Annotated in this window: 16 protein-coding genes and 2 pseudogenes; 8 read left to right on the forward strand and 10 right to left on the reverse strand. The window is 73.2% G+C overall.

The window, feature by feature from the left end; all coding sequences use genetic code 11:
• Positions 1–149: 149 nt before the first annotated feature.
• Together ACIBJE_RS30605 and ACIBJE_RS30610 are read right to left on the reverse strand one after the other, a co-directional pair.
• Positions 150–395, reverse strand: a pseudogene (locus ACIBJE_RS30605) (helix-turn-helix domain-containing protein); the annotation flags it as partial.
• A gap of 128 nt (positions 396–523) precedes the next feature.
• A complete protein-coding gene (locus ACIBJE_RS30610) occupies positions 524–3,139 on the reverse strand; it encodes a glycoside hydrolase family 9 protein (RefSeq protein ID WP_396753757.1) in 2,616 nt (871 codons plus the stop codon).
• 211 nt (positions 3,140–3,350) lie between these two features.
• Between ACIBJE_RS30610 and ACIBJE_RS30615 the strand changes: the two genes are divergently transcribed.
• On the forward strand, positions 3,351–4,079 hold the full coding sequence (locus ACIBJE_RS30615; RefSeq protein ID WP_396753758.1) for a PP2C family protein-serine/threonine phosphatase: 729 nt from the start codon (positions 3,351–3,353) through the stop codon (positions 4,077–4,079).
• Between the two features lie 34 nt (positions 4,080–4,113).
• Here the strand turns inward: ACIBJE_RS30615 and hrpB are convergent, their stop codons facing one another.
• Genes hrpB through ACIBJE_RS30630 form a run of 3 tightly spaced genes read right to left on the reverse strand, consistent with a single transcriptional unit; the run spans position 4,114 to position 7,777 of the window.
• Positions 4,114–6,651 (reverse strand): ATP-dependent helicase HrpB, encoded by a 2,538-nt coding sequence (hrpB, locus tag ACIBJE_RS30620; protein ID WP_396753759.1) that lies wholly within the window; start codon positions 6,649–6,651, stop codon positions 4,114–4,116.
• Between the two features lie 51 nt (positions 6,652–6,702).
• Positions 6,703–6,897: a DUF397 domain-containing protein gene (locus ACIBJE_RS30625; protein WP_396753760.1), complete on the reverse strand. Its 195-nt coding sequence runs from the start codon at positions 6,895–6,897 to the stop codon at positions 6,703–6,705.
• A gap of 37 nt (positions 6,898–6,934) precedes the next feature.
• A complete protein-coding gene (locus tag ACIBJE_RS30630; RefSeq protein ID WP_396753761.1) occupies positions 6,935–7,777 on the reverse strand; it encodes a helix-turn-helix domain-containing protein in 843 nt (280 codons plus the stop codon).
• Between the two features lie 141 nt (positions 7,778–7,918).
• Between ACIBJE_RS30630 and ACIBJE_RS30635 the strand changes: the two genes are divergently transcribed.
• Together ACIBJE_RS30635 and ACIBJE_RS30640 are read left to right on the forward strand one after the other, a co-directional pair.
• Complete coding sequence (locus ACIBJE_RS30635) at positions 7,919–8,539, forward strand: GPP34 family phosphoprotein (protein WP_396753770.1); 621 nt, start codon at positions 7,919–7,921, stop codon at positions 8,537–8,539.
• Between the two features lie 36 nt (positions 8,540–8,575).
• Positions 8,576–10,111, forward strand: coding sequence for an APC family permease (locus ACIBJE_RS30640; RefSeq protein WP_396753762.1), 1,536 nt, complete (start codon positions 8,576–8,578; stop codon positions 10,109–10,111).
• Between the two features lie 223 nt (positions 10,112–10,334).
• Here the strand turns inward: ACIBJE_RS30640 and ACIBJE_RS30645 are convergent, their stop codons facing one another.
• Together ACIBJE_RS30645 and ACIBJE_RS30650 are read right to left on the reverse strand one after the other, a co-directional pair.
• Positions 10,335–11,159, reverse strand: a complete 825-nt coding sequence (locus ACIBJE_RS30645) for a SigB/SigF/SigG family RNA polymerase sigma factor (RefSeq protein ID WP_396753763.1) — start codon at positions 11,157–11,159, stop codon at positions 10,335–10,337.
• A 329-nt stretch (positions 11,160–11,488) separates the two neighbouring features.
• Positions 11,489–13,078: a phospholipase D family protein gene (locus ACIBJE_RS30650; protein WP_396753764.1), complete on the reverse strand. Its 1,590-nt coding sequence runs from the start codon at positions 13,076–13,078 to the stop codon at positions 11,489–11,491.
• A 128-nt stretch (positions 13,079–13,206) separates the two neighbouring features.
• Here ACIBJE_RS30650 and ACIBJE_RS30655 point away from each other — a divergent pair, with 128 nt between their 5' ends.
• Positions 13,207–13,335, forward strand: a complete 129-nt coding sequence (locus ACIBJE_RS30655) for a hypothetical protein (RefSeq protein WP_269780459.1) — start codon at positions 13,207–13,209, stop codon at positions 13,333–13,335.
• 60 nt (positions 13,336–13,395) lie between these two features.
• Here ACIBJE_RS30655 and ACIBJE_RS30660 read toward each other — a convergent pair whose 3' ends face one another.
• Positions 13,396–14,385, reverse strand: a complete 990-nt coding sequence (locus ACIBJE_RS30660) for a pirin family protein (protein ID WP_396753765.1) — start codon at positions 14,383–14,385, stop codon at positions 13,396–13,398.
• 222 nt (positions 14,386–14,607) lie between these two features.
• Here ACIBJE_RS30660 and ACIBJE_RS30665 point away from each other — a divergent pair, with 222 nt between their 5' ends.
• Positions 14,608–16,206 carry an FAD-binding oxidoreductase gene (locus ACIBJE_RS30665; RefSeq protein ID WP_396753766.1) on the forward strand — a complete coding sequence of 533 codons (1,599 nt, stop codon included), beginning with the start codon at positions 14,608–14,610 and terminating at the stop codon, positions 16,204–16,206.
• Between the two features lie 141 nt (positions 16,207–16,347).
• Here ACIBJE_RS30665 and ACIBJE_RS30670 read toward each other — a convergent pair whose 3' ends face one another.
• Positions 16,348–17,886, reverse strand: coding sequence for a multicopper oxidase family protein (locus ACIBJE_RS30670; RefSeq protein WP_396753767.1), 1,539 nt, complete (start codon positions 17,884–17,886; stop codon positions 16,348–16,350).
• A gap of 373 nt (positions 17,887–18,259) precedes the next feature.
• Between ACIBJE_RS30670 and ACIBJE_RS30675 the strand changes: the two genes are divergently transcribed.
• The 3 genes and pseudogenes from ACIBJE_RS30675 (at position 18,260) to ACIBJE_RS30685 (ending at position 21,494) form a co-directional block, all read left to right on the forward strand.
• Positions 18,260–18,688: a hypothetical protein gene (locus ACIBJE_RS30675; RefSeq protein ID WP_396753768.1), complete on the forward strand. Its 429-nt coding sequence runs from the start codon at positions 18,260–18,262 to the stop codon at positions 18,686–18,688.
• A gap of 208 nt (positions 18,689–18,896) precedes the next feature.
• Positions 18,897–19,184 (forward strand): annotated as a pseudogene (locus tag ACIBJE_RS30680) (transposase); the annotation flags it as partial.
• Between the two features lie 1,470 nt (positions 19,185–20,654).
• Positions 20,655–21,494: a BTAD domain-containing putative transcriptional regulator gene (locus ACIBJE_RS30685; RefSeq protein WP_396753771.1), complete on the forward strand. Its 840-nt coding sequence runs from the start codon at positions 20,655–20,657 to the stop codon at positions 21,492–21,494.
• Positions 21,495–21,703: 209 nt separating this feature from the next.
• Here the strand turns inward: ACIBJE_RS30685 and ACIBJE_RS30690 are convergent, their stop codons facing one another.
• A complete protein-coding gene (locus ACIBJE_RS30690) occupies positions 21,704–25,597 on the reverse strand; it encodes a type I polyketide synthase (RefSeq protein WP_396753769.1) in 3,894 nt (1,297 codons plus the stop codon).
• Between the last annotated feature and the right edge of the window lie 296 nt (positions 25,598–25,893).

Here is a 25,893-nt window from a genome sequence, read left to right on the forward strand (position 1 = left end):
CCGGACCGGATCGGGTGACCGCCGGACAGGGCTGCCTTCGGGGCCGGTCGGACGAGCGTCCGGAACAGACGGTGGCGGGCGTGGTCAGCTGCGCTGGCGGAGCGCGCCGACGAAGGCGCGCCAGGCGACGGGGGCGAAGGTGAGGGTCCCGCCTCCGTCTCGATCTCGGCCCACGGCCGGAACCAGAGCGGCTGGCGGGGGCGTACCGCGTCCGGCCGCAGGTCGGCGATCTCCCGGCCCAGGGTCTGCGCGACGGCGGCCCGGTGGCGCGGTTGGGGCGTCGCGCCCCGGCTGGCCCAGCGGCCGGTGGTCTTCGGGTCCACCCCGACCCGGCGGGCCAGCGACTCGATGGTCTCGCCGCGTTCCCGCATCGCCGTCCGCAGCACGTCGTTCATGCCCACCTCCCGGATTCGTCGGACCTGAGCCGGGACCCTGGCGTGGCGGAGGGCGGCGGTGTGGTGACGCGCCGAACAGGGGCCTCCCCGTGCGTGGGGAGGCCCCTGCCGGACCGGGGATCGACGGGTCAGGAGAGCGCGCAGGCCACTCCGTTGACCGCGACCAGACCCGGTGCGGGATTGGCGTTACCGCCGGTCGACGCGTTGAACCCGAAGGTCACCGTGCCGCCCGGCGTGATCCTGGCGTTGTACGACTCGTTCCTCGCGGTGACCGTGGCCCCGGACTGGGTCACCGTCGCCAGCCACGCGTCGCGCACCTGCTGGTCGCCGGTGAACGCGAAACGGGCGGTCCAGCCGTCGATCGTCTTCGGGCTGGTGTTGCGGATCGTCACCTGGGCGGTGAAGCCACCGGACCAGGAGCCGTGGTTGACGTACTGGACCGCGCAGCCCGACGGGGGGACCGCCCCGGCCTCACCCTGGTCGGCCAGGAAGGAGGAGATCCAGGCCAGCGCCGAGTTCCAGTTGATCGCCACCTCGTTGGTGGAGTACGACTGGATGTCGTCGACGTAGCAGAACATCGGCTTGCAGCCGGCGAGCAACTGCTCGACGAACGGGTCCTGGAGGGCCGCGTTCGGCCCGCCCGCGATCGAGCCGGCGGGCGGCTTCGGCAGGTCCGGGTTCAGCTGGTTGCCGAAGATCCGGCTGTGCTGGTTCTCCGCCGCGTGGTCGCCCCACCCGGTCACGTACGAGATGTTCAGCGCGTTGCGGCCGAGGACGTAGTCCATCGTCTGCACCGCCCCGTCCCGGTACTTCACGTCGCCGGTCAGGTCGAAGGCGGTGGCGAGCACGACCGCGTTGTTGATCAGGTTGCCGTTGCCGCCCCAGAAGTAGCTGCCCGGGTCACCGGGCATCGGCAGCCCGTACGCCTGCCGGGCGATCTCGGCCAGATACCGGTCGGCGGCGGCGGTCACCGAGGCACGGATCCGGGTGCGCTCGGCGGCCGGCAGCCCGCTCGGCACGGTGGCCAGGTCGAGGCGGCCCAGCGCGGCCACCCCCTGCCAGCTGAAGCCGCGCGGCTCGAACACGTCGGCGGTGTGGTGCGGCGAGGCGGTCAGGTCGGTCAGGTACGCCCGCTCGCCGGTGGTCAGGTACAGCTCCGCCGCCGCCCAGTAGAACTCGTCGGTGACCGTGGTGTCGTCGTACGCCCCGCCGCCGGTGGCGTCGGTCGGGCTGGCGTACCGCGTGGGGTTGGCCTTCGCCGCCGTGTAGGCGGTCTTCGCGGCGGTGCCGCAGCGGCGGGCGAAGGCCGCGTCGTACGGGGCGAACAGCCGCGCGCACTGCGCGGCGACGGCGGCCAGGTTGAGCGTGGCCGCGGTGGACGGCGGGTGCAGCTCACGCTGTTCCGGGTCCTCGTGCGGCAGCAGCGGCAGGCCGGTCCAGTTCCGGTCGTGGATCTTGTGGTGGGCCATTCCGGCGAGCGGCTCACCGGCCGGCACCTGCATGCGCAGCAGGAACTCCAGCTCCCAGCGGGCCTCGTCGAGGACGTCGGGCACACCGTTGCCCCGTTCGGGCACCCGCAGGGTGCTGTCGCCCAGTGCCGCGCCGCCGTCGGCGGTGGCCGCGGTCTTGGTCCGCTCGAAGGTGTTCAGCAGCTGGTAGGTGGCGAGGCCGCCGTTGACCACGTACTTGCCGTGGTCGCCCGCGTCGTACCAGCCGCCGCGCACGTCGAGGGAGTAGTCGCAGACGCCGGGCTGGCAGGGCACGTCGGTGTCGCCCTTGTTCGGGGCGACGTCGAGGTGCCCGGCGGGACGGGCGTACTCCGCGCCGATCAGGTCGCCGTCGATGGCGATGCCGCTGCGCTGGGCGTAGAAGAACTGCAACGAGTCCGACCGGAGCTGGTCGTAGAGGTCGCCGGAGATGCTGAACGGGTGGCTGGTCTCCCCGTCCGCGACCAGGGTCAGTCCGGCGCCCGGCGCACGGTACGACGAGAAGCCGATGGTGTGCGTGTTCTGCCCGGAGGCCTCGTCCACGCCACGCGGGGTGCTGGTGCCGCTGGCCACCACCGTGCCGTCGGCGGTTCGCAGCTGCCAGGGCAGCGGGTCGGTGGCGGTGGTGACCACGGTGGCGTTCTTCGGCCCGGCGGGCAGGTAGCCGACCTGGTTGACCCGGACTCTCGGGCCGGTGTCCGGCTCGTACGGCGGGACCGGCTCGCCGCCGCGCAACGAGACGTTGTCCAGGCAGAAGGTCTGGTCGGCCGGGCTGCCCCCGACCTGGAAGATGATCTGCGCCCGGGAGTCGTCGGCCGGTGCGGTGAAGGTGTGCTCGGTGCGCTGCGGGGTTCCGCCCGCCGTCGCGTCCACGCTGGCGTACGTGGTGTACGGCGCGCTGCCGAGCTGGAGCACCGCCTTCAGGTTGGCCCCGGGGGTGGCGCTGGCGTCGAAGGCGAGGGTGTAGGACGAGCCGGCGAGCAGCGGGATGCCGTCCTGCCCGATGCCGGCGTCCCACGGGTTGGCCAGCCCGCCGGCGACGGTGGTGCAGAGCCGCCCGTCGGGGTTGGTCAGGTCCCCGGTGCCGAAGGAGAACCAGGGGGAGGTGCCGGTGGCGAAGTCGCCGTTGCGGATCTGCTCCGGAGGCTCCTCGTCGCCGGCGGCGTGGGCGGCCGGGGACAGGGTGCCGGTCAGGGCGAGGGAGGTCGCCGCGGCGAGCAGCGCGAGGCGGCGTCGACGGCGTGGGGGTGACGTCACGACGGTTCCTTCCGGGGACGGTCGAAAGCTGGGAGCGCTCCCAAGTATCGGTCGATGTTTCCAGGGTGTGACCGGCCTGTCAATCGACCGGACTAGATGTTCCGGTTGCCGGGTCCCGATCCGGGTGCGGAGAGTGAGATTCACCGCGCCACGCCCCGCCGACGGTGATCTACTAGAGACAACCCGCCCTCCTCCTGGCAGGCTGCGTCCCATGACCCTGAAGCTGCGTTCCACGGGGGCAACCGACCGTGGCTTGATCCGGAGCGGCAATCAGGACGCCTTCCACGCCGGCACCTGGCTCGTCGCCGTCGCCGACGGCATGGGCGGGATGGCGGCCGGCGACCTCGCCAGTTCCATCGCCATGCAGGCCATCGCGCCGCTGGACCTGGAGACACCGGAGGACGCGTTGGTGGCGGCGTTGCGCGGTGGCATCGAGCTGGCCAGCGGGCGGATCCGCCGGGCCGTCGAGGAGGACCCGGAGCGGCAGGGCATGGGCACGACGCTGACCGCGCTGCTGTTCGCGCGGACCGGAAGCTGCCTGGCCCTGGCCCACGTCGGCGACTCCCGTGCCTACCTGCTCCGCGAGGGGGTGCTCAAGCAGATCACCCGGGACGACACCTTCGTGCAGATGCTCATCGACCAGGGGCTCATCACACCGGAGCAGGCCAGCAGCCACCCGCGCCGGGCGGTGGTGACCCAGGCCCTCCAGGGCGGCGAGGTCTCGCCGGCCTACGCCACCATGGTGCCCCGGGCCGGGGACCGCTGGCTGCTGTGCAGCGACGGGCTCTCCAACGTGGTCCGCGCGGATACCCTCGCCGAGGTGCTCGCCGGCCACTCCGACCGCGAGGAGTGCGCCCGCCGGCTGATCGACCTGGCCCTGCGCGCGGGCGGCCCGGACAACGTCACCGTGGTGGTCGCCGACGTGGTCGCCGAGGGCTGACCGCCGTCGCTGCGGGCCTTCGGCGGGCGGAGCGTCACCGGCGGCGCGGGGTGGCGTGCCGGGTCGGCGGTGCGGTGGTGGGATCCTCCGGCCAGGGGTGGCGCGGGTAGCGTCCGCGCAGCTCCGCCCGTACCTGCGGGTAGCCGACGCGCCAGAACGACTCCAGGTCCGCGGTGACCGCCACCGGTCGGCCGGCGGGGGAGAGCAGGTGCAGCAGCACCGGCACCCGCCCGTCGGCGATCCGGGGCACCCGCTGCCAGCCGAAGGTCTCCTGGAGCTTCACCGCGAGCACCGGGGCGGCCGGGTCGGCGTACCCGACGCGGGCCCGGGTGCCGCTGGGCACGGTGATCCGCTCGGGAGCCAGCTCGTCCAGGCGGGCGGCCTGCGGCCAGGGGAGCAGCCGGCGCAGCGCCCCGGCCACGTCGATCCGGGCCAGGTCGGCGCGTCGGCGCGCCCGGGCCAGCTCCGATCCGAGCCACTCCGGCGCGGTGGCGAGCAGGGCGTCGTCGTCGACCGCCGGCCAGTCCCCGCCGAGCGCCTGCCGGCAGAACGCCAGCCGGTCCCGTAGCGACCGGGCCGCCGGGGTCCAATCGAGCAGGGCGAGCCCGTCCCGACGCAGGCCGGCCAGGAGTGCCGCGCCCACCGCCTCCGGGTCGGGTCGGGGCAACGGCCGCTCGGTCAGCTCGATCGCGCCGAGCCGGGTCAGCTCCCGGGCCAGCACGTCCCCGCCCGCCCAGGCGACCTGACGCTCCTCGCGTAGCAGTGCCGCGCCCGCCTCGCGGGCGGTCGCCTCGTCGAGCGCGGCGGCGGCGCGGATCCGGGCGGCCGGGGCGCCGGGGGAGCGGTCCGCGACCGCCACGGCGAGCCAGTCGCAGCCGGCCAGCGCCGACCCGGGCGCCAGCTCCGCAGCGGTCCCGCCGGCCATCAGGTACGCCGGGCCGCCCGGCCGCCGGACCCGGGCCAGCCGCTCGGGGTGGGCCAGTCCGACCAGCAGCCCGACGGCCAGGTCGTCCGGGACCGACCGCGTCGCCGGCCGCGCGCCGTGCCGTGTCCCCCGTCGCGCGGGCTCCGGGTCCGGCGGCAGGGCGGTGCGCAGCCGGCGTACCTCGGTCCGCCATCGCGCGGTGGCGGCGGGGTCGGTGCCGGCGCGCAGCCGCCGCCAGTTCGCCACCAGGTCGTCGCCCGGCCCGGTCTCCTCGCTGAGCAGGGCCACCACCTCGGCGGCGCGGTCCGCACCCACCCGGGCCGCCCCGTCGAGCAGCGCCCGACCCAGCCGGGGATGGACGCCGGTCGCCGTGATCGCCCGGCCCCGTCCGGTGATCCGGCCCTCGGCGTCGACCGCGCCGAGCGTGCCGAGGGTCTGCCGGGCCACCGCCATCGCCGCCGCCGGGGGCGGGTCGGGCAGCGCGAGGCCGGTGCCGTCCGGCTGCCCCCAGGCGGCCAGCTCCAGGGCGAACCCGGTCAGGTCGGCGGTGGCGATCTCCGGTTCCGGCTGGGCGGCGAGCCGCTCGTGGACGGCCGGGGACCAGCAGCGGTAGACGTGCCCCGGAGCCTCCCGACCGGCCCGACCGGCCCGCTGGGTCGCGGCGGCGCGGGAGACCGGCACGGTGACCAGCGCGCCCAGGCCCCGGGCCAGGTCGGTCCGGGCGACCCGGCTCAGCCCGGCGTCGACCACCGTCCGGACGCCGGGCACGGTGAGGCTGCTCTCCGCGACGGCGGTGGCCAGCACCACCCGTCGCCGGTCGGCCGGGCGCAGCGCGGCGTCCTGCTCGGTGCCCCGCTGCCGGCCGTGCAGCGGCACCAGGGCGACCCGGTCGCGCAGGTCCGCCAGCCGGACGGTGACCCCGGTGATCTCCCCGGCGCCCGGCAGGAAGACCAGGACGTCGCCGTCCTGTTCGGACAGGGCCCGGCGGACCGTCGCGGCCACGTGGTCGAGCAGCGCGGGATCCACCCGGTTGCCCCGGTATCCGGCGGCCGGACGGGGCGGCGGCGCCCAGATCCGGGCCACCGGGTGCAGTGCCGCCTCGGCCCGCACCACCGGCGCGGGGGCCGCCCCACCGAGCAGGTCGGCGAACCGGTCCGCCTCGGCGGTCGCCGACATGGCCAGCAGCCACAGGTCGGGACGGAGCGCGGTCCGGGCCTCCACGGTGAAGGCGAGCGCCAGGTCGGCGTCGAGGTGCCGCTCGTGGCACTCGTCGAGCAGCACCGCCGAGACGCCGGGCAGTTCCGGGTCGTGGTGCAGCCGCCGGACCAGCAGCCCGGTGGTGACCACCTCGATCCGGGTGGCCGGGCCGGTGCGCCGGTCGCCGCGCACGGCGTACCCGACGCGGTCGCCGACCCGCTCGCCGAGCAGCGCCGCCATCCGGTGCGCCGCCGCCCGGGCAGCCACCCGGCGCGGCTGGGCGATCAGCACCCGGCCGTCGACCTCGTCGGCGACCGCCAGCGGCGTCAGGGTGGTCTTCCCGGTGCCGGGCGGCGCGACCAGGACGGCGGTGCCCGCCGCGCGCAGGGCCGTGGTCAGCGTGGCCAGGACCGGCCGGACCGGCAGTTCGAGGGGTACGTCGCGGAGCACGCCCCAGTCTCGCACCGCCGCCCGGCGGCACCGGTCGGTGTGCCGGGTCGGTCAGCCCAGCGCTTCGATGCCCGCGACGAAGTGCCGCCACGACGCGTGCGGGAAGACCAGTACCGGACCGGGCCGGTCCTTGCTGTCCCGGACGGCCACCCGACCGTCGACGCCGGCGACCTCCAGGCAGTTGCCGTTGCCGCTGCTGTGCGTGCTGGTTCGCCACTCCGCACGGGTCAGGTCGAGAACGGTCATGGTGGGTACCCCTCGTCTGCACAGGAGCATGTGATGATCACGCAAAGTAACGAGAAGCGTCCTCAAGTCGGGTCAGTGAGTCCGCTGGAGTGAGCGCCATCCGGCACAGCCTCTCGTGCACCAGGGTATACCCCCGCACGTGTTCGGCGCCCTCCAGCGCCAGTCCCATCGTGAGGTTGTCCAGGTAAACCACGGCGTTGTCGGCGGCGTCGGCAAAGTGCAGCACGACGTACGGCGTGCTCATGGCGGGATGGCCGCCAGCCATGAATGGAAGTATCTGAATGGTCACGTTGGGTAGTTGGGCCACTCGGGTGACGTGGGCCAACTGGTCGGCCATCACGGCCGGGGTGCCGACCGGACGCAGCAGCACCGCCTCGTTGAGCACCACCGACATCTGCACCGGCGAGTCCCGACGCAGGACGCTCTGCCGGTGCAGCCGGGCGGCGACCTTCCGTTCCAGCCCCTCCTCGCCGGCGGTCAGCCGGTAGATCTCCCGGGCGTACGCCTCGGTCTGGAGCAGGCCGGGCACCGCCTCGGCCTCGTACGTCCGCAGCGTCGCCGCCTCCGCCTCCAGCCCGACGTAGAACTCGAACCACTCCGGCAGCACGTCGCTGTAGTTCTGCCACCACCCGCGCTGCTGCGCTCCTCGGGCGATCTCGACCAGCGCCTCGGCGTCCGCCCCGGTCACCTGGTACAGCGCCAGGGCGGCGCGTACGTCGCGGGGCTTGATGCCGATCTGCGCGTTCTCGATCCGGGAGAGGTTGCTCTTGGACATGTCGAGCTGCCGCGCGGCGACGTCGAGGGTCATCCCGGCGCGCTCCCTCAGCTGCCGGAGTTCCCGGGCGATGCGACGGCGGCGGACGGTGGGGCTGGCGGTCACGCGGCCGAGTCTGCCACGGGCACTATCCGCAGGTGGTGGGCCCCGCGTATGCAACAACCGGGATCCGGGAGTTGCATTGGATCGATCGTGAGGGCATCCTTTGTCCCGGTTACGAGCACAGTGGACGACTGGGAGGGTTCGTTGCTCATCGCGGACGAGTTCTTCCTCATCGCCCACGGCGACAGCCGCGGCCGGGCTCGGCTGAACCCGACAGCCACCGGCCTCGGCCTCGCCGCCGCGCTCCTCGGCGAACTGGTCCTGGGTGGACGGATCACCGTGACCGGTGGTCAGGTGTCCGTCCTGGACGGTGAGCCCCCGACCGACGCACTGGCCGGGGGTGTCCTGGCCCACCTGCTCGGCCAGCGGCAGCACCGGGCTGTCCGCACCTGGCTGGGCCTGCTCGCCGGGACCGCCGCGGACGCGGTGGGGGAGCGGCTGAGCCGGTCGGGTGTGGTACGTCGGCAGGAGAAGCGCCGGTTGTTACGTACCACGGTCGACTACGTGGCCACCGACCTCAACGCGCTCGCCTGGCCGACGACCCGGCTGCTGGCGCTGCTGGACCGCCCCCATCCGCCGGCCGTCCCGGACGCCCTGCTGTGCGGGTTGGTCTCGGCCACCGGGCTCACGCGGGACGTGCTCTGGCACGCCGACTCCCGCGCCCAGCACCGCTTCGGCGTGCTCCTGCCGGCGCTACCGCTGCCGCTGCGGGAACTGGTCGCCCACACCGAGGCCGCGGTCGGCGCGGCCGTGCTGCGCGGCTGACCCGCCTCCGCCGCCCCCTTTCGACCGGAAGTGGCCATGCCCGTTGCGCCGACGCCCCCGCCCGTGAACCTGGACCGCCCCGCCGGCGTCCCCGTGACCCTGGATCGCCCCGGCGTCCCCGTGGCGCTGACCCGGGGCGGACGCGGGGTGCCCGGGGTGCTGCTCTTCACGCTCTCCGCGGCGGCGCCCCTGACCGTGGTGGCCGGGGTGTTCCCGACCGCCCACGCGGTGACCGGGGCGGGCGCGCTGGGCGCGGCCGTCCTCGTGGTCGCGGTGGTGCTCTGCCTCTTCTCGGTGGGCTACCTGGCGATGTCCCGGCGGATGACCCACGTCGGCGCGTTCCACGCGTACGTCGCCCGGGGCCTCGGCCGACCGGCCGGGGTGGGCGCGGCCTGGGTGGCCCTGATCGTGCACAACGCCCTGCAGGTCGGGCTCTACGGCGTGGTCGGCGCGGCCACCGCCCCGCTGGTCGCCCGCTGGTCCGGCGGCACGCCGGCCTGGTGGCTGCTGGCGCTGGCCGCCTGGTCGCTGGTCGCCGTGCTGGGCGTGGCCGGGGTGACCGTCGACCGGACCGTCCTGGCCGCCCTGCTGCTGGCCGAGGTCGCGGTGCTGGTCGTGTTCGGCGTCGGGCACCTGCGGCACGCCGCCGACGGCACGGTCGACGTGACCACCCTCTCCCCGGTGCACCTGCTCACCCCCGGGGCCGGGTCGCTGCTCGTCGTCGCCGCCGTCGGCTTCGTCGGCTTCGAGTCCGCCGTGCTGCTCCGCGAGGAGAGCCGCCACCCCCGGGCGGTGCCCGCCGCCACGTATCTCGCGGTGGGGCTCGTCGGCGCGGTCCTGGCGTTCTCCGCCTGGACGCTGACCGTGGCCACCGGGCCGGACCGGGTCGCGGCGGTCGCCGGAGAACAGGGGGTGGGCCTGCTGTTCACCCTGGCCGGTGACCAGCTCGGGGCGACCGCGGTCGGGATCGGCCGGGCGCTGCTGGTGACGTCGGTGCTGGCCGCCCTGGTCTCGCTGCACCACACCACCGCCCGGTACGCCTTCGCCCTGGGCCGGGAACGGTTGCTTCCCGCGCCGTTCGGCGAGGCCTCGCCGCGCACCGCGGCCCCCCGGTTCGCGTCGGTCGCGCAGAGCCTCCTCGGCTTCCTGGTGATCGCCGGGTGCGCGTCGGCCGGGCTGGAGCCGGTGCGTCACCTCTTCTACGGGGCCACCGTGACCGGTGCCCTGGGGATGCTGCTGCTGACCGCGGCGACCTCGTTCGCGGTGCTCGCCTTCTTCGCCCGCGAGACCACCGACGAGAAACTCTGGCGGCGGGCGGTCGCCCCCGGCCTGGCCGCCGTCGCCCTGGTGGCGGTGGTCGTGCTGGCGCTGGCCGACGTCGCCGCGCTTCTCGGGGTCGGACCGGACTCCCCGCTGCGCTGGGCGGTTCCGGCGGTCTTCCCGCTGACCGCGCTGGCGGGCACGCTCTGGGCGGTGCTGTTGCGATCACGTCGTCCCCGGGCGTACGCGCGGATCGGCCTCGGCCCGGAGAGCGCCGCCGCCGACCTGCCGGGTCCGCCGCCCGGCGGATAGGAGCGGACGCCCGGCGGGGCGGAGCACACCCGGGGGGGGGGGGGCCCCCCCCCGGGGGGGGGGGGGGGTGGGGGGGGGGGGGGGGGGGGGGGGGGGGGGCCCGCGGGGGGGGGGGGGGGGGGGGGGGGGGGGGGGGCCCCCCCCCCGGGGGCGGCGCCCCCCCCGGGGGGGGGCCCCCCCCCCCGCCGGGTGTGCTCGGTGGGTGCCGTCGAGGCCGACGTGCTCAGTAGGTGCCGTCGAGTTGGCCGCGCAGCTTGGTCAACGCCCGGGCCAGCAGCCGGGAGACGTGCATCTGCGACACACCGATCTGCTCGGCGATCTGCGACTGGGTGAGGTTGCCGTAGAACCGGAGGGTGAGGATCTTCTGCTCACGCTCGTCGAGCGTGGCCAGGGCCGGACCGAGCGCCACCCGCAGCTCGGCCAGCTCGAACTCGTTGTCCTCGCCGCCGAGCATGTCGCCCAGCTCGGTGGCGCGGTCGCCGTCGCCGGTCGGGGTGGACAGCGACACCGCGTTGTACGCGCGGGCGCCCTCCAGGCCCTCCAGCACCTCCTCCTCGGTGAGCTTGAGGTGGGCGGCGATGTCCGCGACCGTCGGCGAGCGGCCCAGCGTCTGGAGCAGCGAGCTGTTGGCGTCGGAGATGGCCAGCCGCAGCTCCTGGAGGCGACGCGGAACCCGGATGTCCCAGGTGCGGTCGCGGAAGTGCCGCTTCAGCTCGCCGATGATGGTGGGGATGGCGTAGCCGGCGAAGTCGACGCCGCGACTGGGGTCGAACTTGTCGATCGCCTTGATCAGGCCGACGGCGGCGGTCTGCGCCAGGTCGTCGGTGGGCTCGCCGCGACCGCTGTACCGGTGGGCGAGGTGGTTGGCGAGCGGGAGCCACGCCTCGATGGCCCGGTCGCGCAGGGCGGCCCGCGACGGGTGGTCGGCGGGCAGTGCGGCCATGGCGTTGAGCAACTCGGCGGCACTGTCGGTGAGGGCGCGCGGGTCGAGCTTCTCGGTGGCGGCGGGCGTGGTGGTCGCCGGCTTCGTGATCGTTGGCGCGGTCATGGGTGGTCCTCCCTGCACCTCGTCCGCAGATAAAGACGTAAGGCTTTTGGTTTAGCTTCAGATAGGCCGTTCGAGAGTTACCTTAACCTGATGGTGCCGTCAAAAGCTAGCCGAAAGTACGATGTACTTAAGCCTCATGTTCGCATCAAGGAGGGCAAAACGCCCCGAACGCTGGCGTTGGCGGGGAGGCAGTGCTACGTCCGTCACACTCCCGTCACCGTGCGCCCCGCAGGATCGCGCTCTCCGTCGCGGAGGGGCCGAAGGTCGTGACCTTCCGTCACCGTCGCTGGTCCGGTGGCGAGTGCTCCATGTCACGCCCGGGAGGGTCTTCACCAGGTGCCGGCGAGCCGGGCCCGCAGTGGGCGCCCGTCCGGGTCGTAGACCAGCCGGTACGCCGGCAGCGCCCAGAGCCGGGTGTACCAGGGCAGCCGCTCCGGCCGGTGCGGGCGGAGCCGGCCCGGTGGCCGGATGCCGACCCGTCCCGCGTCGTACCACCGCTGGAGCGCGTCGGCGGAAGCGGTGACCGCAGCCACCGCGTCCGCCGGGTCCAGCAGGTCGGCGTCCCCGCTGCCGTCCCCGGGCCGGTCCAGGTGCTCGCGCAGCAGGCGCAGTCGCAGCTCCCGGGCGAAGTGGCGGGCCCCGTCGCCGAGACCGGCCGGGTCGGCCGGCGCACGTTCGTCCCGGGTCCCGTCCAGCACGGCGCAGGAGAGTTCGCTGTCGTGGGTCCAGGAACGGCGGTTGAAGTTGTCGCTGCCCACGCTGGCCCACACGTCGTCGACCACACACACCTTGGCGTGCACGTACACCGGGCCGCCGTCGTGATTCTCCACGTCGAAGACGTGCACCCGGTCGGCGGCGGCCTCCTGGCAGAGGGACAACGCCTGTTCCCGGCCGACCGTGTTGGGCGGCAGCGCGAGCCGTCCGTCCACGTCCGGGAAGCGGGGGACCACCGCGACCAGGTGGAGGTCCGGGTTCTCCCGCAGCGCGTCCGCGAACAGCTCGGCGATCTCCCTCGACCAGAGGTACTGGTCCTCCAGGTAGATCAGCCGGCGGGCCCGGCGTACCGCCTTGGTGTAGCCGAGCGCCACGGTGCGCTCCCCGTCCGGGGCGAAGGAGTAGCGGGGGCGCACCGCCGGATAGGTCCGCAGCACCTGCACGTGGTGCGGGCCGCAGGGCGCCGGATCCGGGGGTCGGGCGGGCAGCGGATCCGGGCGCAGGTCGGCCCGGCGCAGCCGGTCCCGCAGGTACGCGAGCGGATTCTCCGAGTCCAGCGGCATCGGGTCGGTCCAGCGCTCGCGGAAGACGGTGTCCAGCGCGCCGACCACCGGCCCGCGCACCGCGAGCTGCACGTCGTGCCAGGGCGGACGGGGGCCGTAGCGGGGGGACATCTGGACCGCCTGCGGATCGCCGAGGTGCGCCGCGTCGTCGCGGCGGCTGTGGCACAGGTCGATCCCGCCGACGAACGCCACGTCGCGCTCCGGTCGGCCCGGGTGACGCAGCACCACCAGTTTCTGGTGGTGCGACCCGCCCCGGCGGACCCGCTGGTCGAGCAGCACCTCACCACCGGCGGCGGAGATCGCCTCGCCGAGGCTGCGGTTCTCCTCCTCGCTGTAGGCCAGCACGTCGAGGTGGGAGCGCCAGAGAAGGCCCTTCACCACCACGCCCCGCTGCGCCGCCCGGGCGAAGAGCTGGGCCACCGTGGGGCCGTCCGGCCGCATCCGCTCGTCCGGATCGCCCCGCCAGTCCGTGAAGAAGAGATGGTCGCCGGCTCCGAGCGCCTCGACCTCGTCGACCAGCCGATCGAAGTACGCCGCGCCGTGAATTAACGGCTCGGCAAGGTTTCCGTCGGTCCAGACGGGTAACTCTGAGACCTGGTTGGCGCGTTCCCCCGTGGTCAGGAACCACTCCCGCACGGTCACGTTCCAGCCTCCCGAGGTCGACGATGCCCTCACGGTAGGACGAGCACCGTTGGCCTGCACGGCGTGGGCGATCCTCGCCCGCCGCCGACCACGCCCGGAGCAGACGGACACCGAGGAGGACACGCACCATGCCGGTCGAAACACCCAACGCCCAGCCCGAGCAGCACCCCCAGGCGGTGGAGAGCGAGCGGGGCGCGCTGGTCGCGGTGCTGCTCATGGTGATCCTCGGGGTCGCCGGGATCTTCGCCGTCTCCTGACGGCGGACGGGGAGACGGTACGGGCGCCACCGGTCGTGACCGGTAGCGCCCGTCGTCGGATCAGGGGCGGTCCGTCGCGCCGTCGGTGTGCGGCACACGGTCGGTCGGGATGACCCCGAGGCGACCGGCCTGGTAATCCTCGAACGCCTGGACGAGTTCGTCGCGGCTGTTCATCACGAACGGGCCGTACTGCGCCACCGGTTCCCGGATCGGCTGCCCGCCCATGATGTACAGGTCCATCACCGGGGTCCGGCTCTCCTGGTGCGGGTCCGCGGCGAAACGCAACGCGTCGCCCGGCCCGTGCACCGCGAGTTGGCCGGTGTGGATCGGCCGGCGGTCGGTGCCGACCGTGCCGCGCCCACCGAGCACGTAGACGAGCGCGTTGAAGTCCGGCCGCCACGGCAGGTCCACCTCCGCGCCCGGCTGCACCGTCACGTGGGTGATGGTGATCGGGGTGTGGGTCGACCCGGGGCCCTGGTGCCCGGCGATCTCACCGGCGATGACCCGCAGCAGCGCGCCGCCGTCGGGGGTGGTCAGCAGCGCCGACTCGCGGCCCCGGATGTCCTGGTAGCGCGGTGGGCTCATCTTCGCCACCCGGGGCAGGTTGACCCAGAGCTGGAGGCCGTGGAAGAGGCCACCGCTGACGACCAGGTGCTCCGGCGGGGCCTCGATGTGCAGGAGCCCGCTCCCGGCGGTCATCCACTGGGTGTCGCCGTTGGTGATGGTGCCCCCACCGCCGTGGGAGTCCTGGTGGTCGAAGACGCCGTCGATGATGTAGGTCACCGTCTCGAAGCCGCGGTGGGGATGCCAGGCCGTGCCCTTCGGCTCACCGGGCGCATAATCCACCTCGCCCATCTGGTCCAGGTGGAGGAAGGGGTCCAGTTCGTGCACGGGAACGCCGGCGAAGGCCCGGCGGACCGGGAAACCCTCGCCCTCGAAGCCGCTGGGAGCGGTGATCATGCGACGGACCGGCCGGAACACGGTCGTCGACTCGTCCAACCGGGGAAGTCGGGGCAGGACGAGTACGTCCTCGACGGAGATGGCGGGCATGGCACCAAATGTAGCCACCGCCGGGTCGGGTCGCCCCTTTCACCGGTGTGAGCTCCGGATCATCCGCCAGGCGGGGATGTGGGATGGCGGCGGCACCGGGTTGCCGGCACCTTCCTGTGGTGGTTGTCCACACAAGCTCCAGTGACTCGCGATTCCGATCTCTTTCACCTTCTGTCATGATCTGGTGACGCAAGGTGCGGTACACGACGAGGGGTGCGTTCCATGAAGCGACGCAGGACCGGCCGAGTGGGGACGGAACTCGTGTTTCCCTGCGCCCGCGCCATGCGCTCCGGAGCCGGGCGACGTCCGGTGCCCCCGGAGGAGGCCGTGCCGTTCGACGGTTACCTCCCCGTCCCGACCGTCTCGCCGGGCAAACTTCACCTGCCGTCGACCGGGATCGACCGGTTGCTCGACGGCCCGCCGGACGGTTGTCCCGGGCCGCGCAGCGCGGAGGCCGTGGCCCGGCGGCTGCGCCAACAGTTCGACGGCCGGCTCCACCTGCCCGGCGCGATCGGCTACGACGCCGGCCGGTTGGCCTGGCGGCGGGACCTCGACCAGCAGCCGCTCCTCGTCGCCGAGGTGGCCGACGCGGCCGACGTGGCGCAGGCCGTCCTCACCGCGCGCGAGTTCGACGTACCGGTCGGGGTGCAGGCGACCGGCCACGGCACCGTACGCCCCACCGACGACGGGGTGCTGCTCAACCTCTCCCGGATGGCGTACGTCGACGTCGACCCGGTCCGGGCCACCGCCCGGGTCGGTGGCGGCGCCCGCTGGGGGGACGTGGTCAGGGCGGCTGCCCGGTTCGGGCTGGCGCCCATCTCCGGCACCTCGTCGGCGCTGGGGGTGGCCGGCTACACCCTGGGCGGCGGGGTGGGCTGGCTGTCCCGCCGGCACGGTTTCGCCGCCGACAGCCTGCTCCGTGCCGAGGTGGTGACCGCCGCCGGCAACCGGCTGGTCGCCGGCCCGGACGACGACGCCGACCTGTGGTGGGCGCTGCGCGGCGGTGGTGGGAACTTCGGCGTCGTCACCGAACTCCTGCTCCGCCTCTACCCGGTCCGCGAGGTCTACGGCGGGGTGGCGTACTTCCCGGGCGAACGGGCCGACGAGATCCTCGCCTGCCACCGCGACCACGCCGCCGACCTGCCCGACGAGCTGACCACCGCGCTGACCCTGCTGCGGCTGCCGGACGCGCCGGGTGTCCCGGAGCCGTTGCGCGACCGGACGGTGGTGGCGGTGCGTGTCTGCCACACCGGCCCGGTGGCCCACGGCCGGCGGGCACTGGCCCCCCTGCTGGCCGTGGCCGGCGCACCCCTGTTCGGCGGGTACGCGCCGATGACCTGGCCGGAGACCGCCGCCCTGAAGGACCCGCAGCCCGGCCCGCAGCTCGTCCGGGAACACACCGACCTGTTCCGGGGGCTGAGCGACGAGTTGATCGAGGTGCTGCTCGCCGAGATCGGCGGCTCCGGGACGACCCGTTCCCCGATCTCGGTCATCGAGCTGCGGCACGTGGGAGGGGCGTTGGGCCGGCCGCTGGCCGACGGCGGGCCGTCCGGTCACCGGGACGCGACGTACGCGCTGATCGCGGTTGCCCCGCACCTGCGTGCCGCCGAACTCCCCGTCGCGCGGGGGCACATGGCGGCCTTCGCCCGGCGGCTGCGTCCGTACGCGACCGGCGGGGTGCTGCTCAACTTCCTCAGCGACCCGAGCCGGACCATGGCGGCCTACCGCCCGGCGGACCTGGGCCGGCTGGCCGCCCTCAAACGCGTCTACGACCCGGAGAACATCTTCCACCGCAACCACAACATCCCGCCGGGGCCCTGAGGCCGGTCGCTGCCGACGCGTGCCGGGGCGGACCGGCCGACGCCGGGCCCGCGACGCCCCGGCGACCGTGCCCACGACGACCGACGCCGACCCTCCGACGGGGGAGGGTCGGCGTCCGGTTCACGTGCCGGCGGCGGGTGGTCAGCCGTGTCCCTCCTGGCCGCCACCGTGCCCGCCGTCGTGGCCGCTGCTAGGCGGCGTGCCGGCCTTCTGGCCGGGCTCGACCACCACGAACTGGCCCATCATCCCCTCGTCCTCGTGGAACAGGATGTGGCAGTGGTACATGTACGGCATGTCCGGGTCGGCGTGGTCGGCGAACCGGGCGATGATCCGGAACGTGGTGTTCGGGTGCAGGAACACCGTGTCCTTCCAGCCGCTGAGGTGCGGCGGTGGCGTGGCCCCACCCACGTCGATCACCTGGAACTGGACGTCGTGGATGTGGAAGTTGTGCTGGAGAGCCTCCCGGCTCGTCACCTCCCACACCTCCGTCGTGTCCTTGGTGACCGTGAGGTCGATCCGGTCCATGTCCATGGCGTCGCCGTTGATCCGGGTGCCGGTCAGCGTGAACTGCCGGGTCCGGGCCGCCTCCCGGGGGTCGAGCCGAGGCGTGTCGACCAGCCGGGACGGCAGCTCGGGGCTTTCCTCGAGCCGTTCGGCGGCGCGGAGCTGGAGGACGTCGAAGGTGTCCTCGCCGCCGTTGAACCGCTCGCTCCAGGCGTCCGCTCCGAGGTCCGGTGGGAAGCTGCGCAGGACCGTCCGTTCGCCCGGACGGACGTCGACCACGATCTCCGCGCGCTCGCCCGGCGAGAGCATGAGCCGCTTCATCCGGTACGGCTGGTCGAGCAGGCCGCCGTCCGTGCCGACCAGGGCGAACTCGCGGTCGTCGGCGAACCCGAAGTCGAAGACCCGCGCGTTGGAGGCGTTGAGCACCCGGAGCCGGACCCGTTCGGTGGTGACGTCCAGGTACGGCGCGGTCGCGCCGTTGACCACGATCGTGTCGCCGATCAGGCCGACGCCGCTGAACAGCGGCGTGCGCTCGTTCAGGTTCCCGTTCCGGGAGAACCGCTTGTCCTGCACGATGACCGGTACGTCGTCCACGCCGTAACGGTTGGGCAGTCCGGCGACCGAACTCGTCGGATCGTCCACGATGAACATTCCGGCAAGCCCCCGGTAGACGTGCCGGGCAGTCTCCCCGTGCGGGTGCGGGTGGTACCAGAGCGTGGCGGCCGGCTGGTCCACTGTCCAGGTGGGGTGCCAGCTCCTGCCGGCCGGCACCATCTGGTGCGGGCCGCCGTCCATCCGGGCCGGCAGGTGCATGCCGTGCCAGTGCACGGTGGTCTCCTCGTCCAGCTCGTTGTGCACGTTCACCAGCACCTGCTCACCACGGGCGGCCCGCAGGGTCGGGCCCAGGTAAGCCCCGTTGAAGCCCCAGGTGTCGGCGGTGCGGTCGCCGAAGTCGTGCCGTCCGGTCCGGGCCCGCAGCTCGAAGACCCGCCGCCCCTCTCCGTCCACCGTGGAGGGGGCCAGTGGCGGCACCGGCAGCGCGTGGACGAACTCGATCGTGCCAGCAGTGGATACGGCCCTGGAGTCGAACGTCCAGACCACTCCCGCCACGCCGGCCGCGCAGAGGAGCACGACGGCGATCGTGGCGGCGATCAGCACTCGCCGGAGCGGGCGCATGGGCAACTACCTCCAGGTCTCAAGGGGTTGGTACACGTAGCCTGGCTGCATATCCGCAGGAGTGTCCACCTGTCCCCGACAACTCCAGGGGAAACGCAGGGTTCACCCTGAGCCGGGGCGGGGACCGCCGGGCATCAGGTCAGGGCCGGGTGCCGGAACGGAGGATTTGGCCCAGGTCGGCGGCGGGATGCGGTGGCCCTGAGCGCGGTCCTGTCCCGGTGCCCGGTCATCCCGGAATCCTGGGCCTGGAATGGCGGGATCGTGGGCCCTGCGACCGGAGCTGTAGTGCGGCTACGGATCTCCCTGTTAAGGTGGCGTACCTACAAGTAGGCAACCTATGTATCTGGGTGTGGTCCCAGGAGGCCGAGCGCTGATGACCAGATCAACCACCGCAGCCCCGCCGACGCGGCGCCCGAGTGTCTTCGATCGGCTGGGCGGCTGGGCGTACCGGCGTCGCTGGTTCGCGGTCGTGCTCTGGGTGCTCGTGCTGGCCGGCGTCACCGTCGTGACCCAGGCCGTGGGCAGTGACCACCGCAACGACTTCTCCCTGCCGGGCACCGTCGGGTACGCCATCGTCGCGCTGGACGTCCCGGTCGACGGCGTCCCGGTCGACGGCGTCCCGGCCGCCGACGGTTCGGCCGACGGCGTCGGCAAGATCATTGACGCCGTCGACGCGGCCGATGGCGAGGGGCTCCGGGCCGAGCTCGGCGGCGCGCCGATCGGTAGCAGCACCGCCGCCACGGTCGACGTCCCCGAGGCGGTCGCCGCGAAGATGTCGACTCTCGTGCTCGTCGGGGTCTGACGACGACGGCCGCCGTGGGTTCCGGCCGTGATCCGCCGGGTCACGGCCGGAGGATCCGGTCACAGCACATGGTCAGTCAGTCGCACGCGGTTCACCCCGATGATCCGCGTCGCAGGCGGTCCAACCGGGAAGCGGTCGGACCGCTCACGGGGGGTCTGCAGGCGGGCGCGGTGCGGAGCCGCAGGAAGCACGAGAAGGAGGGATGCTCATGGCACCGCCCAAGAAGTATCCGGACGAGCTGCGGATCCGCGCGGTGGAGCGGTGGCGGGGATCCGACCCGCGACCCCCGATCGTGCAGCTCGCCAGGGACCTCGACGTCCATCCGGAGGCGTTGCGGACCTGGATTCGGCAGGACGAGATCGAGCGTGGTGAGCGCCCCGACCCTCGTGCCGAGCGCTTGTCGGAGACCGAGGCGGAGGAGTTGCACCGACTCCGGACCGAGAACGCCGAACTCCGCCGGGTGAACGAGATACTGACGGCGGCCAGTGCCTTCTTCGCCTCACAACTGGACCAGCAGCGTCGCCTCCTGTGACCACTGGGTTGTCGATCCCCGCCACGACCATCCCGTTAGCACTATCCTGTTTGGACTATGGACCGACGGCTGGTCGCGGTTGGCCGTGGCTCACCGTCCGGTGTGGTGTGTCGGTGGGCTCCGTGTTGGACGACAGGCGTGGAGCCCGCCGTTCCGTTCTTTCCGCTGGCGGCGCGGATCCGTGTTTGACTGCTTACGTTCCGCTCACCGGCGCGCGTTCAGAAAGCGTCCAGAGGTCTTCCAGGAATTCCCATTCGTGGAGTAGATGCTCGGCCATGCCTGGGTCTGGTGCCGTACGGCTGGGGGTGCCCCGGTCGGCTGAGTCGGGTCGGTGCCGACGGCGGGTCACTTCGAGCCGGTGGGTCTGCGGTGTCACCCGTCCGGCGGGGTGACTCCTCGGGCGGAAGCGAGGAGGCTGGGGCGGCGGTCCGGAGCGGTCCCACCTCCGCCGCCTTGTATGTAGTTCGATGTACTTTTTGGGCCTTAAGATCCTGCTATCGCCAGATGCTCTGCGGTTTCCGGGTGGCCGCGGCCGAGGCTGCCGGGCGGTATGTCGCTCCGGGCGGTGGGCGCTCCGATAGGTGGAGGCCGTTCCAGTGTCGGCCAGCTGACAGCTTTATCTTCCCGATACATGATCTATGGGTCGTGGCCGCCAGGATCGAACACTACCGATCGTATACGCCCAGGAACGGACCGGTTGCTCGTCGCCGGTGGAGCCGGCGGCTCACCCGGGTGTGTCGGGCGCCTCCGGTGCAACTCCCGGCGTGCCCTCATGATCAGCGCAAACGCTCCCTCGGTGACTGATTGGTGATGGACGCGTTGCCTCGCCGACAGGTGTAATTGAGGTTGCTCCGTCCTGAGTTGCCGCGCACAATTTCACTACATCCTGTGAAGCTTGCCCCAACAATGCATGGGTGCCTCGAAGCCCGCTCGAAAGCTCCTTGGTTTCTGTGCATGCTTGTGCGGCAACCTGTAGTGGGGCATAGTGATGAACAGAGGCATGCATCGATTAGTTGATCAGGGTGGCCGGTGTTGCCGCACCGGGAAATATTTGATTCGACAATCGATGATTCAGTCAATGGTTGACCGTCGGAGCTGGGGGGCTGCTAGTGTCACCTTGAGTTACCTCCATGTCTCACTGAGTAGTGATAGCAAGAGGCGGCAGCTGGGGGGCGCCCCGTCGCTGCGAATTCCACTGTGCGTATCGGTGCCCAGCGCTACGTGTGGTAGCGCACGGCTCACGAATTGTCGCGCTCATGAATCCGCCAGGCTGGTTGTTGAATTGGGGATTGCCTGGCGATGACGTGATCCTGATTGCGTTCAGGAATTGCGCTGACATCATTCGGGCCGGGGCCCAAGGGCGTAGAGAAGGATGTGACAGCATTGCAGATCAACGTGCTCGGTCCCTTGTCGGTTCATGTCGGCCAAATGGATATGACGCCAACGGCGCCAAAACCGCGTCGGGTGCTTGCGCTTCTCGCAATTTGTGCCAATCGCGTCGTCCGTAACGAGCAGATCATCGAAGAGCTGTGGGAGAACAGTCCGCCCACCAGCGTCACCACCACCCTGCAGACCTACGTCTACCAACTCCGCAAACATCTGCAACGGGCACTCGCCCCACAGCCGGCGTACGCCGGAGCGGGCGCGGTGTCGACGTCGACGTTGCGGACGTTCGCGGGCGGGTACATGCTCTCGCTGGCTCCCGAGGCGCTCGACTCGCTGCGCTTCGAGCAACTCGTCGCCCAGGGTCGTGCGGCACTGGAGTCCGGCTGCACGGAGGCCGCTGCCCGGATCCTCCGGGAGGCGCTGGCCCTCTGGCGGGGGCCGGCGCTGGTCGACGTCACGCCGGGTCCGATCCTCCAGGTGGAGGTACTGCGGCTCGAAGAGATGAGCAAGAGCGCCCTGGAGTTGCGCATCGAGGCGGACCTGCTGCTGGGACGCCACCACGAACTCCTCAGCGAGCTGGTGGGACTCTCCGCGCGGCAGCCCACGCACGAGGGATTCCAGGCCAAGCTGATGCTCGCGCTCTACCGGGCCGGGCGCCGCTCCGAGGCGCTCGGTGTCTACCAGGGAGCCCGCAAGGCCCTGGTGGCCGAACTGGGCGTGGACCCCTCGGGCGACCTGCAGCGCCTGCATCGGGCCATCCTCGAGGGCGACCCGGGCCTGAGCGAGACCGGTTCGCTGTCGATCGGGCTGGAGTCCCTGGCGATGTCGATCCCCTCGGCAGCGGTGTCTGGAGCACCGACGGGTCGGCGCGGTGCAGTAGTGCGGTAGGACGCCCTCGGCGGCTCACCCCCGCCCTCGGCGGCTCACCCCCGCCCTCGGCGGCCGCCGACGGACCCTCGGCTCCCGCCGCGACGACGGGCCGTTCGAGTGGCCGGTCCCGCGCACCGTGCGCGGTCGACCGGCACCCGGACGGTCCCGTCGTGCGCGCGGCACAGGGGACCGGACGGGGCGTCCGGCGGGACAGGGCACCGGCGTGGTCACGTCTCTCCCGCCCCGAGCAGCCGGTCGAGGAGGAGCTCCGCCAGCTCGACCACCCGGGGGTACTCCACCAGCACTCCGGCGGGCAACCGGAGACCGGTGGCGGTGCGTAGCCGGCTGCGCAACTCCACCGAGGCGAGCGAGTCGAAGTTGAGGTCGCGGAACGTCTGCCCGCGGTCGATCCCGCCGATCCTGCCCAGCACCGCCGCGACCTCGGTGCTCAACAGCCGGACCATGGCGTCGTGCCGGCGCTCCGCCGGCAACCGGGTGAGCTGGTCGGCCCAGGGGAAGGTCGAGCCGCCGTCACCCGCCACCTGCCCGACCACCCGCCGTCCGGGCTGCCGGACGAGGCCACGGGGCATCCCGCCGTGTGCGCCGGTGACGGCGAGCCGGCCCGTGGTGACGGTTCGAATGGTCAACGACGCCACCTCGGCCACCGGCGAGCCGGACTCGTCGGTCACCGTCAACCCCGCACTCCATGGGCCGGTACGCCGGACGTGCACCCGCAGGGCGGTCGCCGCGACGGCGTGCACCCGTACCCCGCTCCAGGCGTACGGCAGGGCGACCCCGGCCCGGGGGTCCGCGTCGAGCAGGCTCAGCGTCAGCGGGTGCAGTGCGGCGTCGAGCAGCGCCGGGTGTACGTGGAAGCCGGTGACCGGTTGGGCGTCGACGAGTCGCACCTCGGCGTAGAGGTCGTCGCCGTCGTGCCAGGCCCGCCGCAGGCCCTGGAACGTCGGCCCGTACCGGTGGCCCGCGTCGGCCAGGCGGGAGTAGACGTCCGTGAGGTCCCACGGCTCGGCCCCTTCCGGGGGCCACTGGTCCAGGCGCGGCCCGCCGCCCGGCCCGGCCACGGTGCCGGTGCCGGTGGCGTGCCGTACCCAGCTCCGGTCGGTTCCGGGCGCCGCGTCGGGTCGGGAATGGACGCTCAGCGTCCGCCGCTGCGGGGCGTCGCCGGGGGAGACGGCCACCTGGAGCTCGACCCCGCCGGTGGCCGGCAGCACCAGTGGCGCCTCCAGGACCAGGTCGTCGACCACGCCGCAGCCGGCCCGGTCGGCGGCGTACGAGGCCAGGTCGACCAGGGCGGTGGGGGGAAGCAGCACGGTGTCGCTCACCGCGTGGTCGGCCAGCCAGGGGTGCGTACGCCGGGAGAGCCGGCCGGAGAACAGCATTCCGCCGCCGGCCAGGTCGATCCCGGTCCCCAGGAACCGGTGCCGTCCGTCGCGGACCGGCGTCGTCCCGCCGGGCGTGGTGATCCAGTACGACTCCCGCTGGAACGGGTACGTGGGCAGGTCGACCGTGCGGTCCGGGAGGCGGTGCGGGTCGACGGCGAGGATCGGCGTCCGTCCGGTGCGGGCGTGTGTGGCCGCGAGTGACAGCAGCAGCCGGCGAAGCCCGCCGTCAGCGCGCCTGAGGGTGCCGGTGGTGGTGCCCGGGCGGTCGGTGGTGTGCAGGGTGTCCTGGATGCCGGCAACGAGCACCGGGTGAGGACTGGGTTCGATGAAGTGGGTGTGTCCGGCCGCCGCCAACTCGCGCACGGTCTCGTCCAGGCGGACCGGGTTACGCAGGTTCGCGTACCAGTAGTCCGTCGTCAGCGCGGTGCCGTCGACCGGCCCGGCGGCCACCGTCGACCAGAACGGGATCCGCGTGGCGGTCGGCCGAAGCTCGCCGAGCATCTCGTCCCACCGCTCACGCAGCGGCTCCACGTGGTGGGTGTGCGCGGCGTGGTCGATGCTCACCCGGTGACAGGTGATCCCCCGCTCCGCGTGCGTCGCGATGACCTCGTCGAGGGCGTCCAGGTCGCCCGAGACCACCGTGGAGTACGGTCCGTCCAGAGCGCCGACGTGCAGCCGGCCCGCCCACCGGGTCAGGTCGACCTGACCCGGTGGGAGCGGGACGGACACCATGCCCCCGGTGCCGGCGATGGCGGTGATCGCCTGGGCGCGCCGGGCGACGATCCGCGCCGACTCGTCCAGGGTGAGTGCCCCGGCGACGTACGCGGCGGCGATCTCGCCCTGGCTGTGGCCGATCACCGCGTCCGGCTCGACGCCGTGCGCCCGCCAGGTCTCGGCGAGCGAGACGATCATCGCCCAGAGCGCCGGCTGGAGCACGTCCACCCGGTCCAGCGGCGGAGCGTCCGGCTCACCGCGCAGCACGTCGACCAGGTTCCAGTCGGTGTACGGGGCGAGTGCCTCGGCGCAGCGGTGCAGTCGCGCGGTGAAGACCGGGTGCCGGTCGAGCAGGCCGAGGGCCATCGCGCCCCACTGCGATCCCTGGCCGGGGAACACGAAGACCACCTTCCCCGGGGTCGGGGTGCCGGTGACCAGACCCCGGTCGGGCTGCCCCCGACGCAGCGCGGTCAGCGCCGCCCGGGCCTCGGCGAGGTCTCCGGCGACCACCACGGCGCGGTGGTCGAACCGGGTCCGGGTGGTGGCGAGGCTGTGCGCGACCACGGCCGGGTCGAGATCGGGACGGGCGTCGAGGTACCGGAGCAGGTTGGCCGCCTGGTCCCGCAGCGCGCGCTCGCCGCGTGCCGAGAGCGGCCAGGCGGTCACCTCGGCAGGCCCGGTCGCCGGGTCCCTCCCGGGCGGCTGCTCCGGGGCGGTGGTCAGCACCAGGTGGCAGTTGGTGCCACCGATACCGAACGAGGAGACCCCGGCGAGCAGGGGCACGTCCGGCCGGGGCCAGCCCCCCGCCCGCTGCTGCACCCGCAGGCGCAGGGCGTCGAGGGGAATGGCCGGGTTGGCGCGGGTGAAGTTCAGGCTGGCCGGCAGGTAGCGGTGGCGCAGGGCGAGCACCGTCTTGAGCAGGCCGACGACACCGGCCGCTCCCTCCAGATGACCCACGTTGGTCTTGGCGGCACCGACCAGCAGCGGCGCGTCGGCCGGTCGGCCCGCACCGAGCGCGCGCCCGAGCGCGCCCGCCTCGACCGGGTCGCCGACCCGCGTACCGGTGCCGTGCAGCTCGACGTACTGCACGTCCAGCGGGTCGACGCCGGCGTCGGCGCACGCCAGCCGCAGCACCTCCTCCTGCGCCGCCCGGCTCGGGACGGTGAGCCCCTCGGCCACCCCGTCGTTGTTGACCGCGCCGCCGAGGATGACCGCGTGCACCCGGTCGCCGTCGGCCATCGCCCGGGCGAGGGGCTTGAGCAGCACCGCCGCGCCGCCCTCGCCCCGGGCGTAGCCGTTGGCGCGGGCGTCGAAGGTGTGGCAGCGGCCGTCGGGTGAGAGCGCCCCGGCCCGGGCCATGCCCGCGGTGCTCTCCGGCACCATGATCAGGTTGACGCCGGCCGCGATGGCCAGGGTGGACTCGCCCCGGCGCAGACTCTCGCAGGCCAACTGCACGGACACCAACGAAGAGGACTGTCCGGTGTCGACGGTCATGCTCGGTCCGGTCAGGCCGAAGTGGTAGGAGACCCGGTTGGCGAGGATGCCCCGCTGGAGCCCGGTCACCGTGTACGGGGAGATCGTCTCCACCCCGCCCCGATAGGACAGTGTCGCGTAGTCGTCCCAGATCGCGCCGACGAAGACCCCGGTACGGCTGTTCCGGACGGACGCGGGAACGATCCGGGCCTCCTCGAACACCTCCCAGCTCAGCTCCAACATCAGCCGTTGCTGAGGGTCCATCGCCGTGGCCGCCCGGGGACTGACACCGAAGAAGGCCGCGTCGAAGGTGTCGACCCGGTCGAGGAAACCGGCTCGGCGTACCGGCATCGACGGCTCACCCACGTCACGCCACCGGCCCGCCGACGGCTCGCCGACCGCCTCCACCCCGGCACGCAGCAGCTCCCAGAAGGCATCCGGGTCGGGTGCCTTCGGGAGGCGGCAGGCGATACCGATGATCGCTATGGGCTCCCGGTGCCCCACGGCTGCCTCGGTGGTCTGCGGTTCGCTCACGGTCTGCCTTCCGGAACGCGGTGGCGGTGTGCGGGGCGGCGCTGCGCGCGTGGCCGCGCACGGCGACGTACGCAGCGCCGACCGCACTGCGTACGTCGCGGTGTCGACGCCGCGCCGAGCCGGGATGGGGTGGTTGCAGGGGCCCCCTGCTCATCACCAGGCGGTAGCAGGGGGCCCCTGCAACCAAGCCGGGGGCGGCCGGCCGCCCCCCCCGCCCCCCCCGCGGCGGGGCGGGCGGCGCGGGGCAGCCGTGCCGCCCTGCCCCCCCCCCCCCCGCGCCCGTGAACACGGTGGGC

Origin of the sequence: Micromonospora sp. NPDC050187 (assembly GCF_044459745.1) — a bacterium.
Classification (GTDB): domain Bacteria; phylum Actinomycetota; class Actinomycetes; order Mycobacteriales; family Micromonosporaceae; genus Micromonospora.